Genomic DNA, 13,601 nt, shown 5'->3' on the forward strand with positions numbered 1-13,601 from the left:
GCCAGTTATTCACCTTCAACATAATGGAAGGCACAGACACCATTTTCGCCTATAATTCTTTAGCAGAATTCCCGTAATTTCTTATGGCTTCAATAGGGGCTATAATATTATATCCTTCCCAGATCCCGGGGTCGTACACCTCGATCTCCAAAGGCTGAAAACGTTCCTGCTCTTCCACAGCTTTGAAAGTCTCGGGAGAGACCGGGTTGTTTTCTGCGATATAGATCTCGGAAGTCGAGACGTTATCAAGCTCGAACATAAAATCTATTTTAAATACCTGCCGGTTATCCGACCGATCTTCACGGTTCTTGATAAACTTCAGCGGCCTGCTGATATAGGCGTACATTCCGGAGCTTTTCCGGCCAAATTTCAGGTAATACTTCCCGTCTTCATTTTTCCGGTAATCTGCCATCACCTTAACCCGGTCTTCCCGGTATTTTATGCCCAGCAAGAGCTTCAGGTTGATGTTCTGCAGATGTTCCCCCTCCTGCATCTCGTACTCCATTCGCATTAAGCCGAAATCAAAGACATTGATATACATTTTCCCCAGAAACATTGCACTACCCCGTTTTGGAGAAAAGGCTATGATATACACCGACTCTCCGTCAATATTGGAGTATCCCTCCAAAGCGTAGGTATAGCGGTTCCTCTTTTGCAAAAAATCAAGGTCCTCGTTCTTGTAGAAGGATTGGTGATCTTTTAATTTCCAACGCAACATACTTTTTACATAACGGGTCTTACCCTTGGTAGAATCGAGATCCTGTTCAAAGATCTCATCGGTCTTCAGGGAGTCCTCCACCTTGATCAAACCGGTTTTGACCTTATAGGTTGCCGCCGTATCCAGATAGGGACGTATGGTATTGATGAGTTTTTTGGTGATCTCCTCAGAGGAAATATCCCTTTTTTTATCCTTAAGGATCACGGATCTTTCCACGTTTACTTTTACCGAATCGTTTAACCTGAGGTGATCCCCATAATATTCCGTAAAGAAATTAAACCTCCGCCCAACCAGGCTTTGGGTTAAGGCTTCCACCTCTGAGTTAAGCGTTCTCAGGTCGGACCTGGAAGTCTTACTGGCCTTATCAACCTCAAAACTGAAATCCATCAGGCGCTGATTTTCCTGGTTCCTCATAAAGAACACCTCCGAAAAATCGGAGACCTGGTGCAACTCCGGGGCCACCTCCATCATAGCTCCCACGATCTCCTCCGGGGTGAGTTGTTTATTGCTCACCAATACCTCATCCAGCTCCGTCACTTTCTCCCGCAATACGATTGTTCCCCCGCTAAAATCACCGAGGGCAATTTCCAGTGTCTCAAATCCAAGACAGGAAATTGTAATGCTATCGGAAATCGACTCATCGGGGATATTAAAGGTAAATTCGCCTTCAATATTGGTGATCACCCCATAACGGGCTCCTGCCTGTACGGTAGCAAAAGGAACAGGTTGCTCCTGTTGATCAACCACCTTTCCGGAAACTGATTGTGCCTGCAGGCAGGAAATAGCGCAAAAGAACGCGACAAGAAACGAGAACAGTGTTTTCAAAATCAGGGTTTTGTATTTCCCTGTAAATATACTCTTACTCAGGAAAAGAACCTCACATTAAGGTACATCTGTACTCACAAACTATGGAAGTACATGGCAAATACCACCCGATTTACATCTGGGTAAAGACATCATTATTTTGATTCCGATTCTGCCGGTGCACTTTAAGGTTACGGGTTTTTCTCCGGTTTTTATCCGGTTACGGGCCGGAGCAGCCTGCTAATTAAAAGACTCCATCAGATCAGGATCAACAACGGTTCTGGATGGAATTCTGAATGCAAATCCCACATTGATCAGGTAATCGGCAAAGGCGGCATCTCCATTTCTGGGGTTGCCGGTGATCATTTCTGTTTCACGATCTGTTACACTTTGCGGTCTTTCCCTGCGCACTGCCACAGGAACATTGAGATTAAAAGTGAAATTATTCTTCATATAATAAATTCCCGGATCCAGAGAAAGTACGTTCCCCGGTCTTCTGAATCCTTCACTACCCCCCAGAACATCTTCGACGGGGACCCCTTCATAGCGCATTCCAAGGGAACCAGAGAGAAAACCATTAAGCGTATAACTCAATCCGGCCCGAACGGCAAACTGATCGGGAACAGACATAATCGATTCGTTTTCCAGAATCGGACTAAGGGTCTCTCTGAAGGTTCTGATTCCGTTGGTTTCCCTCGGATTAAAAAGGTAAAAACCACCTCCATAGGTATAGAGTTTTTCAGTAATTCGCGCATAATACTGAAGATCGATCGTGAACCCGAAGCCCCCGTCTCCGGGTTGTATTGACTGATCCACAGGACGGGTCTGAGAGCCGACATCGGGGCCCACATTATAGAAAATATCTGTAGCATTAAAGTTCCCGGTTGGAAGTTTGATCCCTGCTCCAATGGCAATATTACTGTGCTGGTGTTTTTCCGGATCCAGCAGCCAGTACCCCGCTCCGGCCCTGATATCTGCCACTCCCCTGGAGAAGGTCATATTTCGCTCTTCCCTGCCATGCTCATAGAGAGAAGACCGCGTATTGATTACAAGAGGGATAGTAAGACTGGCATACATGCGGTTGCTGATCCCATAGGAAAGGAACATATCCCATGAATGGGAGTGATTGATCACCTCACTGCCATTGGCTATGCGATCGGGCTCTTCCTCCGTACCCCGGAAATGCCTGAAGGATTTAAAATAACGGTAGTTAGTCCCTATCTGGAGGTCTCCAGGCATCAGTAAATTCGATTCCAGGTTATTCCCCGCGCAGGTTGAGAAATGCCTGATGGCCACACATCCCTGTGCCCAAATGCCGGAGCAGGCGGAAAGTGCCAGAAAAAGAATTACGATTCCCTTTCCAAAATTAAGTTTGCTCATATATGTTAATTAGGTTCAAATCCGAAAAATAAACCTAATAATGAGCGAAAAAGATTCACAGTTAGCTAATTGGAGTTAATATAAGATTAAGTAAACCAATACCGGGTTAACACCATTACAAGATGGTTTATACCCCTACGTCCTCAAATTCGGCACAGAATAAAGCGTCTTTAAGAAATTGCACCTGCTTTATTTACCGTTGAATTGCTTGTAGAATATGTACTCCTTATTGTATTCCAGATCAAAGGATGCATCACTCATCCGGTAAATTTTGATAAAGTCAATAATTGCGGCGATGAATGGAATTAAAGTCCAGGAAAAAAGCAGATACCCGATCCAGATCAGATCTCCGAGATAGAATTTATGAAGTCCGAATCCTCCTAAAACGGGAAAGGCCAGGATGAGTGCCGTTTTACGCTTCTTTTTGTGCTTTTCGGCATTTGCCAAACCCGCTTTAATCTTTTCCCTCAGGAAAAAACTCAGGGAATTTACGGAATTCAACAGCTCCTGTTCCCTGGTTTTATAGAGTTCAAATTCCCTTCCTTCAAACGGGGCATGCAACAACGCTTCTCCCTGTTCTGCCTTGGTGCTATAAATATCAATTAGCACATTCAGGTCCTGTACATAGGTAAGCGACTTGTTATCCTGGTTTCTCAGCACCTCAAGTACCCGGTCTGTATTCTGCAAAAGTTGGGAAACAAGGGCTTTCCCGGAACCTGAAAATTCGACCGCTTTTATTTCCTTAATGGCTTTTACAAAGTCATTGTCGGTTCTTCGTACTGCGCCCTGATAGCGTCTGGAATTTCTAATATAAGTGAGATCTGCCTCTCCCAGCATTTTGTTAAAACCCCGCTTTCCGGGCTGGGGTGTCGGGCTGTTCACGATCGGATTCAGGATATTCATATTGAACTAAAGCATTTGGAATGACATCAACATTCTAAATGTAAGAAAATTATTAACACCCTTTAAAACGGCCCAATTCACAACCTGAAACAGCTCCTTCCAATCCCTTTAAAAGGAAGATGCTATCTCATATAAATAGTGCCTTTAAGAAAGTCTCTTTTGAGACAGAAACGTTCCCTCCCTGTAAAGGAGGGCCTGCCCTCCAAAGGCAGGTAAAAGATCAAAGAAATATGTTCCGCGAAGAAATTAAAAGCCTCCTCTTCGGGTAGGTTCCCTTTTCTCGGGCCATTCCATTTGTTCTCCTGTTCTTTCACTCACAGGCAAAACACTTTTTTCTCTTGACGTTTTTTCAGGATCTTCAGAAGCCATATAGGCCAGAATAGCCGTGAGTATCGCATTATTTCTAACGTCGTCAAAAACAATTTTGTCATAGGTATCACGGTTGGTATGCCAGGTATAATTCCAATATGACCAACTCAAAGAGCTCAGGCCAAATGCAGGTGCTCCGGCCGCCACAAAAGAGGCATAATCAGAACCTCCGCGCGCCGGTGTACCGGGAAAGTTTGTTTCTATATGCTTTCGAATGTCTTCCGGGACTTCACTCAGCCACCTGCCAATATAATCATATGCGTGTAAAAACCCCTGACCTGAGATCCTCACTACGCGACCGGTCCCATTGTCCTGGTTGAATACCGCTTGTACATTGTCTATAATTTCAGGATGATCTTCAACAAAGGCCCTTGAACCATTTAACCCTTGTTCTTCACTCCCCCAGTGCCCTACCAGGATCGTTCTTTTGGGATTGGGGTAAACTTTTTTGAGGATTCGCATAGCCTCCATCATCACCAGTGTTCCGGTGCCATTGTCTGTGGCCCCTGTTCCGCCATCCCAGGAGTCAAAATGTGCAGAAAGAATAACGTATTCCTCCGGTTTTTCACTTCCTTTAATTTCAGCTATGGTGTTGAATGTCGGGACTTCCCCCAATTCTTTCGATTGGGCTACTATAGTAAGTTTGGGCTGTTCTCCTCTCTTTGCCAAACGGTAAACCAAAGAATAATCCTCCATTTCCAGATCGACCGTGGGAATGTTTTTTGTCCTTGCGCTAAATATTTTACTTACGCCAAACCCTTTGGACCAATACGAACTGATAATCCCGGCAGCTCCGGCATTTTCCAATGCCTCATGAATTGTCCTTGAAGTGTAGCCGGTATTTTCCATATTTGCTCTCCATGCTTCATCGGCTGCGTCTCTGGCCGCTTTCATTTTTTCAAATGATTCTTCGGTAGCAAATTCTTCCCAGTTATAATCAGGCCTGCCGGTCATTTCCAGTTTTGACACCATTACCAATTTCCCTTTTACAGCAGGCAGCCATTTGGCAAATTCAACAGAGTCGTTTACCATGGGAAGCACCACTACTTCCGCTGTAACTCCTTTTTTTGAGGTAGATGGGCTCCAGGCCAATTGCGTCCCTTTTAAGCTTTGCACTCTGGGAGATATCATATCGATATGCGTAATCCCTCTTTCCCATCCTCTCCATGTACCATAGGATTCATTGTGGGCAGAAATACCCCATTCTGCATAGGTGTTTACTGCCCAATCATGGGCTTGTTTCATTTGTGGGGTCCCCACCAGTCTGGGTCCGATCCCATCCATCAATTCTTGTCCTAATCGTTCAAGCTGTGAATTTTCATTGGCTTCTTTAACAATCTCCTTGATGACAATGTCATCTTGTGCGGAAATACTAACACTTAAAAGGACTAGTGCTGTTGACAGGTATTGCTTTAGTTTGAACATGGTCGTTTTGATTTGGAGCTAAATATAGATAAATAATATAATTGAGGTGTAATCGCCACTAATATTCAGATTACACCTACAGATATTGTTGAGTCCCATCCTGAAAACCGAGCCCGTTGTAGCGCATCCTGCATGACACTATCAAGGGGCATCGTATAAAAAAGCATTTTCTAATCGAAGGAATATACCCTTCCCCTGGTCAGCGGAAGGTGCCTGAAGGGCGGAAGGGGCGTAGAGTTTCTCTACTTTGGAAATAAAAGCCTAATACTTCCCGGAATCCATCTTTTATCTTTTTTCTTGCTTCTTTCGTCTGATCGGATTGCTTGCTGCGCAAGCATCCGACGCAACCATAAGCTGGAAATACAGCGCGCCAGAGCGCTTTGCGCTTGTGACACCGATAAAGGGACATTGTAAAAAATCATTTTCTAATCGTAGGAATAGCTCCTTCTCCTGGTCAGGGGAAGGTGCCCGAAGGGCGGAAGGGGCGTAGAGTTTCTCTACTTTGGAATTAAAAAGCCTCATATTTCCCGGAATCCATCTTTTATCTTCTTTCTTGACTCTTTCGTCTGATCGGAGAATGCAAACGCCCGGTAACTCGTCTTTATTCATGGCTCTTGACTCTTTCATCCATCGGATTGTCTGTTTCACAGACATCCGATCCTCCCCAGGCTGGAAATACAGCGCGCCAGAGCGCTTTGCGATCCAGGCATCAAAATGGCAACCAGGCCTTTCATAATCGGAGAATGCAAACGCCCGGTAACTAGTCTTTATTCATGGCTCTTGACTCTTTCATCCATCGGATTGTCTGTTTCACAGACATCCGATCCTCCCCATGCTGGAAATACAGCGCGCCAGAGCGCTTTGCGCTCATTCCACAAAACAACAAAGCCCTTTCGAGCGAGCTCGAAGGGCTTTGTTGTTGTTTTGCGTTGCGGCTACGCCGTAGCGCGCTGTGCTTCAATGTGGAGAAGATCGGATTCGAACCGACGACCTCTTGACTGCCAGTCAAGCGCTCTAGCCAACTGAGCTACATCCCCATTGGATTCGGCTGCGAATATAGTTATTTTTTTGAATATAATCCCAACAAAAATTTCAGACTTTAACCGTGTAAGAATTTAGCTAACTTTAGGCACCGCAAATCAAACTGATCCTATTACCTATGACCAACATCCGCAAGGCTAGTGAAAAAGACCTGGACCCCATCTTGAATATCACCAGGGCCTGTGCCCAAAAAATGCGCCTCCAGGGTATCTACCAATGGAACGGGTACTACCCTTCCAGGGAAGCTTTCGAAACCGACATGAGCCGTGAAGAGCTTTACGTGCTGGAGCGAAGAAAAAAGATCATCGGGTGCATCACGATTTCCACGCTCTTTGACGAATTCTACGGAGATGTGGAATGGCTTACCCCGAACGAAAACCACTTTTTTATACATCGGCTGGCCGTACATCCCGATCACCAGGGGAAGGGCTATGCCCGGCAACTCATGGATTTTGCCGAGGCAATGGCCCGGGAACAAAAGCTCACCTCCATCCGCCTGGACACCTTTAGCAGGAATGAGCGCAACCAGCGCTTCTACGAGGCCCGGGGATACCATAGACTCGGGGAGATCTTTTTCCCCAAGCAGAGCAAATTTCCATTTTATTGTTATGAACTACCTTTGCAGTCCTAAACACTGCTATCTATGTCCAGGGTAAGTTTTAAAGAGATCAACCAACTTGCCATTCCGGCGATCATTGCCGGGATCGCAGAACCCCTGATCTCCCTTACCGATATCGCAGTGATCGGAAACGTTGAAGACCATGCCGTAGAAGCCCTTGCAGCGGCGGGCATCGTGGGTTCCTTTTTATCGGCCATCATCTGGATCGTGGCTCAGACCAAAACAGCCATCTCGGCCATTGTTTCCCAGCACCTGGGAGCCAACCGCCTGCTGGCCGTAAAAACCCTCGTACCCCAGGCGCTGGCCTTTAATTTCATATTCAGCCTGGTTATCTATTTTACCACAGCATTTACTGCAGAGGCCATATTTCGCCTCTACAATGCCGAGGGCCTGATCCTTGACTACACGGCTTCTTATTACCGCATCCGTGCCCTGGGCTATCCCCTTACCCTGGTTACCTTTGCCATATTTGGGGTCTTTCGCGGGATGCAGAACACCCTCTGGGCCATGAAATGCAGCCTTACCGGGGCCCTTATCAATGTGGTTCTGGACTTCCTGCTGGTCTACGGTATTGAAGGACTTATTCCCCCCATGCATCTTGAAGGAGCAGCCTGGGCCAGTGTGATGGCACAGGGGGTTATGCTCATCATGGCTTTCTGGTTTTACTTCAAAAAAACCCCGTTCTCCCTGAGGATCAGTCTGAATATCAATCCCCGAATGCGCGACCTCCTGCTCATGAGTGCCAATCTTTTTGTACGAACGGCAGCTCTTAATTTTGCCATTTACCTGGCCAATGCCTATGCTACCGACTACGGCAAGAATTACATCGCTGCCCAGAGTATTTTAATGAATATCTGGTTGTTCTTTTCCTTCTTTATCGATGGCTACGCAAGTGCGGGTAATGCCATTTCAGGAAAACTACTGGGGGCCAAGGATTATACCCGACTTTGGAACCTGAGTAAGGATATCAGCAAATACGCAATTGTGGTAGCGGTTTTACTCATGGCAGTATGCGGGATCTTTTACAGGGATATCGGACTGATCTTTAACAAAGACCCGGAAGTGCTGGCCCTGTTTGCCACCGTATTCTGGATCGTGCTGATCATGCAGCCCGTAAATGCCATTGCCTTTATGTTCGACGGCATCTTCAAAGGGCTGGGGGAGGCTGCCTACCTGAGAAACGTCTTACTGGCAGCTACCTTCCTGGGTTTTACCCCTGCACTATTACTGGCTGACCGGGCCGGGTTAAAACTCTATGCCATCTGGATCGCTTTCTTTGTCTGGATGCTCATTCGTTCCGCAGCCCTGGTGATCAAGTTCAGAAGGAAGTACCTTCACGGGAAGGCCTAGATTCCTTACCTTTGGTAAAAAGCGTGTGAACATGACAACAGACAGAGCCAACGGAAGCCTATATAAGCATGTACAAAACGGAATCGCCACCATCGAATTCGGACATCCGGCGAGCAATGCTTTTCCCGGGGTACTCCTGGACAGGCTTTGCCAGGCCCTTAACGAATGTTCTGCCGACACTGAAGCCAGGGTGGTGATCTTAAAAAGTGAAGGGGAAAAGGCCTTCTGTGCCGGAGCTTCTTTTGACGAACTCCTGGCCGTAAGTGACCCCGAAAACGGGAAGGAATTCTTTAGCGGATTTGCCCGGGTGCTGCTGGCCATGAGAGGATGTAAAAAACCCATTATAGGCCGGATCCAGGGAAAAACCGTCGGTGGCGGAGTGGGCATCATTGCCGCATGCGACTACGCCCTGGCCACGGAAGCCGCCCGCATTAAACTCTCTGAGCTAAGCATTGGAATTGGACCATTTGTGATCGCGCCGGCTATCGAGCGAAAAGCCGGGGTTGCAGCGCTTGCCGAACTGAGCCTGGCCCCTACGGAATGGAAAACGGCATACTGGGCGGAGGAAAAAGGCCTTTTCGCCAAGGTAATGCCCTCCATTGCCGAACTCGATAAGGAGGTCGACCTGCTGAGCAGTCAGCTGGCATCTTACAACCCGGAAGCCCTGATAGAAATGAAAAAGGCACTGTGGGAAACCACCCCCGAATGGCAGAACCTTCTAATGGCAAGAGCTGCCGTTTCCGGCCGACTTGTCCTGTCGGATTTCACAAAGAATGCCCTGAAAAAATTCAGAAAGTAAGGATCACCGGGTCTTTAACCAACCGGTAATACTGTAGCGCTCACCCTGCTTCACCGGTTTCACCTCGTGTTCCAGCACCTGGCTTTCAAAAATGACCATGCGTCCGGGAAAGGGATAGATATCCAACGCCCGTTCTCCATCCCCATCCGGCAGGTAGAGGGTTAATTCTCCGCCATTCCCGGGATCCCAGTTATCTTCATTCAGGTAGCAAACCACCGAAAGCTTACGCCTGTCGTCATTGCGAAACATATCCAGGTGACGCACATAAAAAGTGCCTTTGGGATATACTGCATAGTGAAATTCCCGCTCTGCGATCCCCAAAAAACAAGTACGGTTAAGATAGGTGACCAGGCTCTGGACCCGGGAAAAGAATACCCGTTCTGCAGGTCCGGTTTCACGCTCCTGGATCCAGTGAATAAAATCTCCCCGAACCGCACTTCGGATCTGCTCATTGAAATGATCGCCAATGGCCGATTTGCGAAATTGGTCTTCCTCGTACCTCGCTAATAAGGTCGAGCGCAGCAGCGCCACCTCATCGGGATTAAAAAATGCTTCAACTATACTGTATCTCTGAACACTAAGGTCTTCGATGATCTTCTCGAACAACGGCTCCTCCCGAAGCCCGTCTTGTTCCAATAACAGATCGGGTGTCATCCTAAAATGGAAAAGTGGGGCGAAGATAATCCAAAATCACATACCTCTTTCAAAAAAATAACAAACAGGTAAATACCTTATCTTTGCAAAAAATCACGGTTCGCCATGTCAAAGATTCGCATTACCAAGATGTTCAACTTCGAAACCGGCCACGCCTTGTACGGCTACGACGGCAAGTGTCGCAATGTGCACGGGCACAGCTACAAACTTTCGGTTACCGTTATAGGCACCCCGATTGCGGATACGGGCCACGTGAAATACGGAATGGTGATCGATTTCGGCGATCTGAAAAAGATCGTAAAGGAAGAGATCGTTGACGTATTTGATCACGCCACCGTTTTCAACCGCAACACCCCCCATATCGAACTGGCCAGGGAACTTGGCGAACGGGGGCACAACATTATCCTGGTAGACTACCAGCCTACCAGCGAGGAAATGATCATTGACTTCGCCCAAAAGATCAAGGCCCGTCTTCCTGAATCCATCAGCCTGCATTCCCTGAAACTCCAGGAGACCGAAACCTCTTTTGCCGAATGGTATGCTTCAGACCAGGAAGGGTAACCCTCCTCACCTTTTTTTATTTTCTATATTTACATCACAATCTGATCTATGGAACTACCCCACGGAAAAAAGATCTATTTCGCCTCGGACAATCACCTTGGGGCTCCCACCCGGGAATTAAGCGCCGATCGCGAACGCAAATTCGTTGCCTGGCTGGATAAAGCCAAAGAAGATGCCGCTGCGATTTTTCTGTTGGGCGACCTTTTTGATTTCTGGTTTGAATACAAAAGCGTTATCCCGAAAGGATTCACCAGAACCCTGGGGAAACTGGCAGAGATCACCGACTCCGGAATTCCCGTTTATTATTTTGTAGGCAACCACGACCTGTGGATGGACGGTTATTTTGAGGAAGAGCTCCATATCCCGGTATACCATGAACCAAAGGAATTTGAGTTTAACGGCAAGCGATTCCTGATCGGGCATGGCGACGGACTAGGCCCCGGCGACAAGGGCTACAAACGGATGAAAAAGGTATTCACCAACCCGGTTGCCAAATGGTTCTTTCGCTGGCTTCACCCTGATCTCGGGGTGCGACTGGCACAATACCTTTCGGTAAAAAACAAACTCATCTCCGGAGAAGACGATGTGAAATTCCTGGGGGAGGATAATGAATGGCTGGTGCAATATTCCCGCAGAAAGCTGGAACAGGAATACCGCGACTACTTTGTATTCGGCCACCGCCACCTGCCTATGGAGATCGACCTGGGTAAAGGCTCCAGATACATCAACCTCGGGGATTGGATCGGGTACTTTACCTATGGCGAATTTGACGGGGAGGCGATGCATCTCAAAACCTTTTCCCCTGAAAAAGAAAAAGAGGCCTGAAGGCCCCTTTTTTCCTTTATTTCTTTTTGATACTTATGGCCGCTCCACCCCCGGCAGCCAGTTTTAGCTGCAAGGTTGTTTCGCTGTTTACATCCTCCCGGGTGATCTTATAAGCCTCCGGATTTAAATCCCAGTGGGCATCGTCTGCATCGGCGTAGATATTGGCCTCATAGGCCACCCCGGGTTCCAGGAAATCGAGATCGATGTTCATTGCCCTGGCGTTCTCATCGGTAATGCTTCCAACGAACCAATCTCCGGTTTCACGCTCCTGACGGGCTATGGTCACAAAATCCCCGGGTTCCCCGTTAATCACCTCGGTACGCTGCCAGTCGACACCCACATCCCTGATAAACTGAAAGGCCGGATTTCCCTCGTAATATTCCGGGAGATCGGCCGCCATTTGAATCGGGCTGTAGATCACCACATACAGGGCCAGTTGTTGCGCAAGGGTGGTATTCACCTGACTTTCGGGTTTCCAGGGCTCAAGTTTGATGTTAAAGATCCCCGGAGTAAAGTCGATGGGGCCGGACAGCATTCGTGTAAAGGCCACAATAGGTAAATGTTCCGGCGGGTTTCCTTTCTCCACAGACCATGCATTAAATTCCTGTCCGCGAAGACCCTCCCTGGAAATCATATTCGGATAGGTCCGTCTCAGCCCTGTGGCTTTGATCGGCTCATGGGCATTCACGGCCACCTGGTAGGCTGCAGCCTTTTTAACCGCATTGTTATAGTGGTTCACCATCCATTGTCCGTGATGGTACTCCCCCTTCGGAATGATCTTCCCTACATAACCGGACTTGACCGAATGGATCCCAAGGCTTTGCATCAGGGCATAGGCGGTATCCATTTGCTGCTCATAGGTTCTTGGCGCCGCGGAGGTTTCGTGGTGCATGATGATCTCCACACCCTTTTCCCTTCCGTAACGCACTACATCCTTCAGGTCATAATCCGGATAAGGGGTCACAAAATCAAAGACACCCTCACGGTCTTCGAAACCTATCCAGTGTTCCCAACCGGTATTCCAGCCTTCCACCAGAACTCCGCCAATGTTGTTCCTGGCAGAAAAATCGATATAGGACTTGGTGTTCTCCGTGGTTGCCCCGTGTGTTCCGGAAGCGTCATCCATAGACAGGGTTTCCCCGCCTCTCTGGGTATTAGCGAAATCCCAGCTGGATTTCCCCAGGTGCATTTCCCACCAGATCCCGGTGTATTTCATTGGGGTAAACCAGGACACATCCCCAATGGCATTGGGCTCGTTCAGGTTCAGGATGAGATGAGAGGCAATAAGGTCTTTTGCCTCATCTGCGATCTGTATCGTTCTCCAGGGCGTGGTAAAAGGAAGGCTGCGCTTCACCTTATATGCATTGCGTTCACTTCCCACGAGTCCGCTGGTTAATTTTAATGCAGTCGTATCTACCTTAAGGGTCATCCCTGCATAATCTACCAGGGCCGCTTCATGAAAACTCAGGTAGTATTTCTCATCACCATCCGAACGCATGGTCACCGGGGTGTTAACGGCGTTCTCAGGAATGTAGGTCGAGGCCAGGTTGGGGTGGTCCCTTTTTGCGATGGCATTGATCTCAGACACCCGGGTAGTATTGTAAAGGTGTTCGTATATATCCCAATCTCCGGGTATCCACCATGCGGTATGATCTCCAGTAAGCTGAAATTCTGTTAGCTCTTCAGTGATCTCTAAATCACCCATACCTTCCTGTTGGGGAAATTCATAGCGAAATCCCAGTCCGTCGTCATACACCCGGAATCGCAGGGTAAGCCTTCTTCCGGCTTCTGCAACTTCCTTCAGGTCAACCCGGAGTTCATTATAGTGGTTCTTCACCTCGAGTTGTTCTCCCCAGGGCATGCTCCATGTATTATCCAGGGAGTCCGTCTCCACGGCGGTAACTAAAAGACCGGATCGCAGGGGTGGCATGGAATTAAATTCAAATCCCAGGGCAGAGGTATCGATCACTACCTTCCCGGCATGCTGCACAGAGTAGGCAGCAGTTCCGTCGTCCAACAGGAAAAATTCTACGGTATTATTCCCGGAAGGCGATGCTACACTTGCCTTTTGAGGAACGGCTTCTCCCCGGGAACACGATGTCGCCAATAGCAGAACAGCACAAAAGAGCACTGCATTGAAAATGCGTTTCATA

Annotated in this window: 12 protein-coding genes and 1 tRNA gene; 5 read left to right on the forward strand and 8 right to left on the reverse strand. The window is 47.8% G+C overall.

Annotated elements, in window-relative coordinates; all coding sequences use genetic code 11:
• Nucleotides 1-49: 49 nt before the first annotated feature.
• From K7R11_RS01080 to K7R11_RS01105, 6 genes are all read right to left on the reverse strand, one after another.
• Nucleotides 50-1,543: a carboxypeptidase-like regulatory domain-containing protein gene (locus tag K7R11_RS01080; protein ID WP_224487976.1), complete on the reverse strand. Its 1,494-nt coding sequence runs from the start codon at nucleotides 1,541-1,543 to the stop codon at nucleotides 50-52.
• Nucleotides 1,544-1,762: 219 nt separating this feature from the next.
• Complete coding sequence (locus K7R11_RS01085) at nucleotides 1,763-2,902, reverse strand: hypothetical protein (RefSeq protein ID WP_224487978.1); 1,140 nt, start codon at nucleotides 2,900-2,902, stop codon at nucleotides 1,763-1,765.
• Between the two features lie 189 nt (nucleotides 2,903-3,091).
• On the reverse strand, nucleotides 3,092-3,805 hold the full coding sequence (locus K7R11_RS01090) for a TM2 domain-containing protein (protein WP_224487980.1): 714 nt from the start codon (nucleotides 3,803-3,805) through the stop codon (nucleotides 3,092-3,094).
• Nucleotides 3,806-4,051: 246 nt separating this feature from the next.
• Nucleotides 4,052-5,599: a M20/M25/M40 family metallo-hydrolase gene (locus K7R11_RS01095; protein WP_224487981.1), complete on the reverse strand. Its 1,548-nt coding sequence runs from the start codon at nucleotides 5,597-5,599 to the stop codon at nucleotides 4,052-4,054.
• A gap of 285 nt (nucleotides 5,600-5,884) precedes the next feature.
• Nucleotides 5,885-6,226, reverse strand: coding sequence for a hypothetical protein (locus K7R11_RS01100; RefSeq protein ID WP_224487982.1), 342 nt, complete (start codon nucleotides 6,224-6,226; stop codon nucleotides 5,885-5,887).
• 336 nt (nucleotides 6,227-6,562) lie between these two features.
• Nucleotides 6,563-6,636: transfer RNA gene (locus K7R11_RS01105), tRNA-Ala, on the reverse strand.
• Nucleotides 6,637-6,758: 122 nt separating this feature from the next.
• On the opposite strand from K7R11_RS01105, the gene K7R11_RS01110 reads away from it, so the two are divergent.
• Genes K7R11_RS01110 through K7R11_RS01120 form a run of 3 tightly spaced genes read left to right on the forward strand, consistent with a single transcriptional unit; the run spans nucleotide 6,759 to nucleotide 9,408 of the window.
• Entirely contained in the window at nucleotides 6,759-7,271 is a 513-nt protein-coding gene (locus K7R11_RS01110) for a GNAT family N-acetyltransferase (protein ID WP_224487983.1), read from the forward strand.
• A gap of 12 nt (nucleotides 7,272-7,283) precedes the next feature.
• Nucleotides 7,284-8,609 (forward strand): MATE family efflux transporter, encoded by a 1,326-nt coding sequence (locus K7R11_RS01115; RefSeq protein WP_224487984.1) that lies wholly within the window; start codon nucleotides 7,284-7,286, stop codon nucleotides 8,607-8,609.
• Between the two features lie 31 nt (nucleotides 8,610-8,640).
• Nucleotides 8,641-9,408, forward strand: a complete 768-nt coding sequence (locus K7R11_RS01120) for an enoyl-CoA hydratase/isomerase family protein (protein WP_224487985.1) — start codon at nucleotides 8,641-8,643, stop codon at nucleotides 9,406-9,408.
• 3 nt (nucleotides 9,409-9,411) lie between these two features.
• Here the strand turns inward: K7R11_RS01120 and K7R11_RS01125 are convergent, their stop codons facing one another.
• Nucleotides 9,412-10,062: a 2OG-Fe(II) oxygenase gene (locus K7R11_RS01125; RefSeq protein WP_224487986.1), complete on the reverse strand. Its 651-nt coding sequence runs from the start codon at nucleotides 10,060-10,062 to the stop codon at nucleotides 9,412-9,414.
• A 105-nt stretch (nucleotides 10,063-10,167) separates the two neighbouring features.
• Between K7R11_RS01125 and K7R11_RS01130 the strand changes: the two genes are divergently transcribed.
• Complete coding sequence (locus tag K7R11_RS01130) at nucleotides 10,168-10,623, forward strand: 6-pyruvoyl trahydropterin synthase family protein (protein ID WP_224487987.1); 456 nt, start codon at nucleotides 10,168-10,170, stop codon at nucleotides 10,621-10,623.
• Between the two features lie 48 nt (nucleotides 10,624-10,671).
• Entirely contained in the window at nucleotides 10,672-11,448 is a 777-nt protein-coding gene (locus tag K7R11_RS01135; RefSeq protein WP_224487988.1) for a UDP-2,3-diacylglucosamine diphosphatase, read from the forward strand.
• Between the two features lie 16 nt (nucleotides 11,449-11,464).
• On the opposite strand, the gene K7R11_RS01140 is transcribed toward K7R11_RS01135, so the two are convergent.
• Entirely contained in the window at nucleotides 11,465-13,600 is a 2,136-nt protein-coding gene (locus tag K7R11_RS01140) for a glycoside hydrolase family 97 protein (protein WP_224487989.1), read from the reverse strand.
• Between the last annotated feature and the right edge of the window lies 1 nt (nucleotide 13,601).

The organism is Robertkochia flava (assembly GCF_020166515.1).
In the GTDB taxonomy this organism is placed as follows: Bacteria; Bacteroidota; Bacteroidia; order Flavobacteriales; family Flavobacteriaceae; genus Robertkochia; species Robertkochia flava.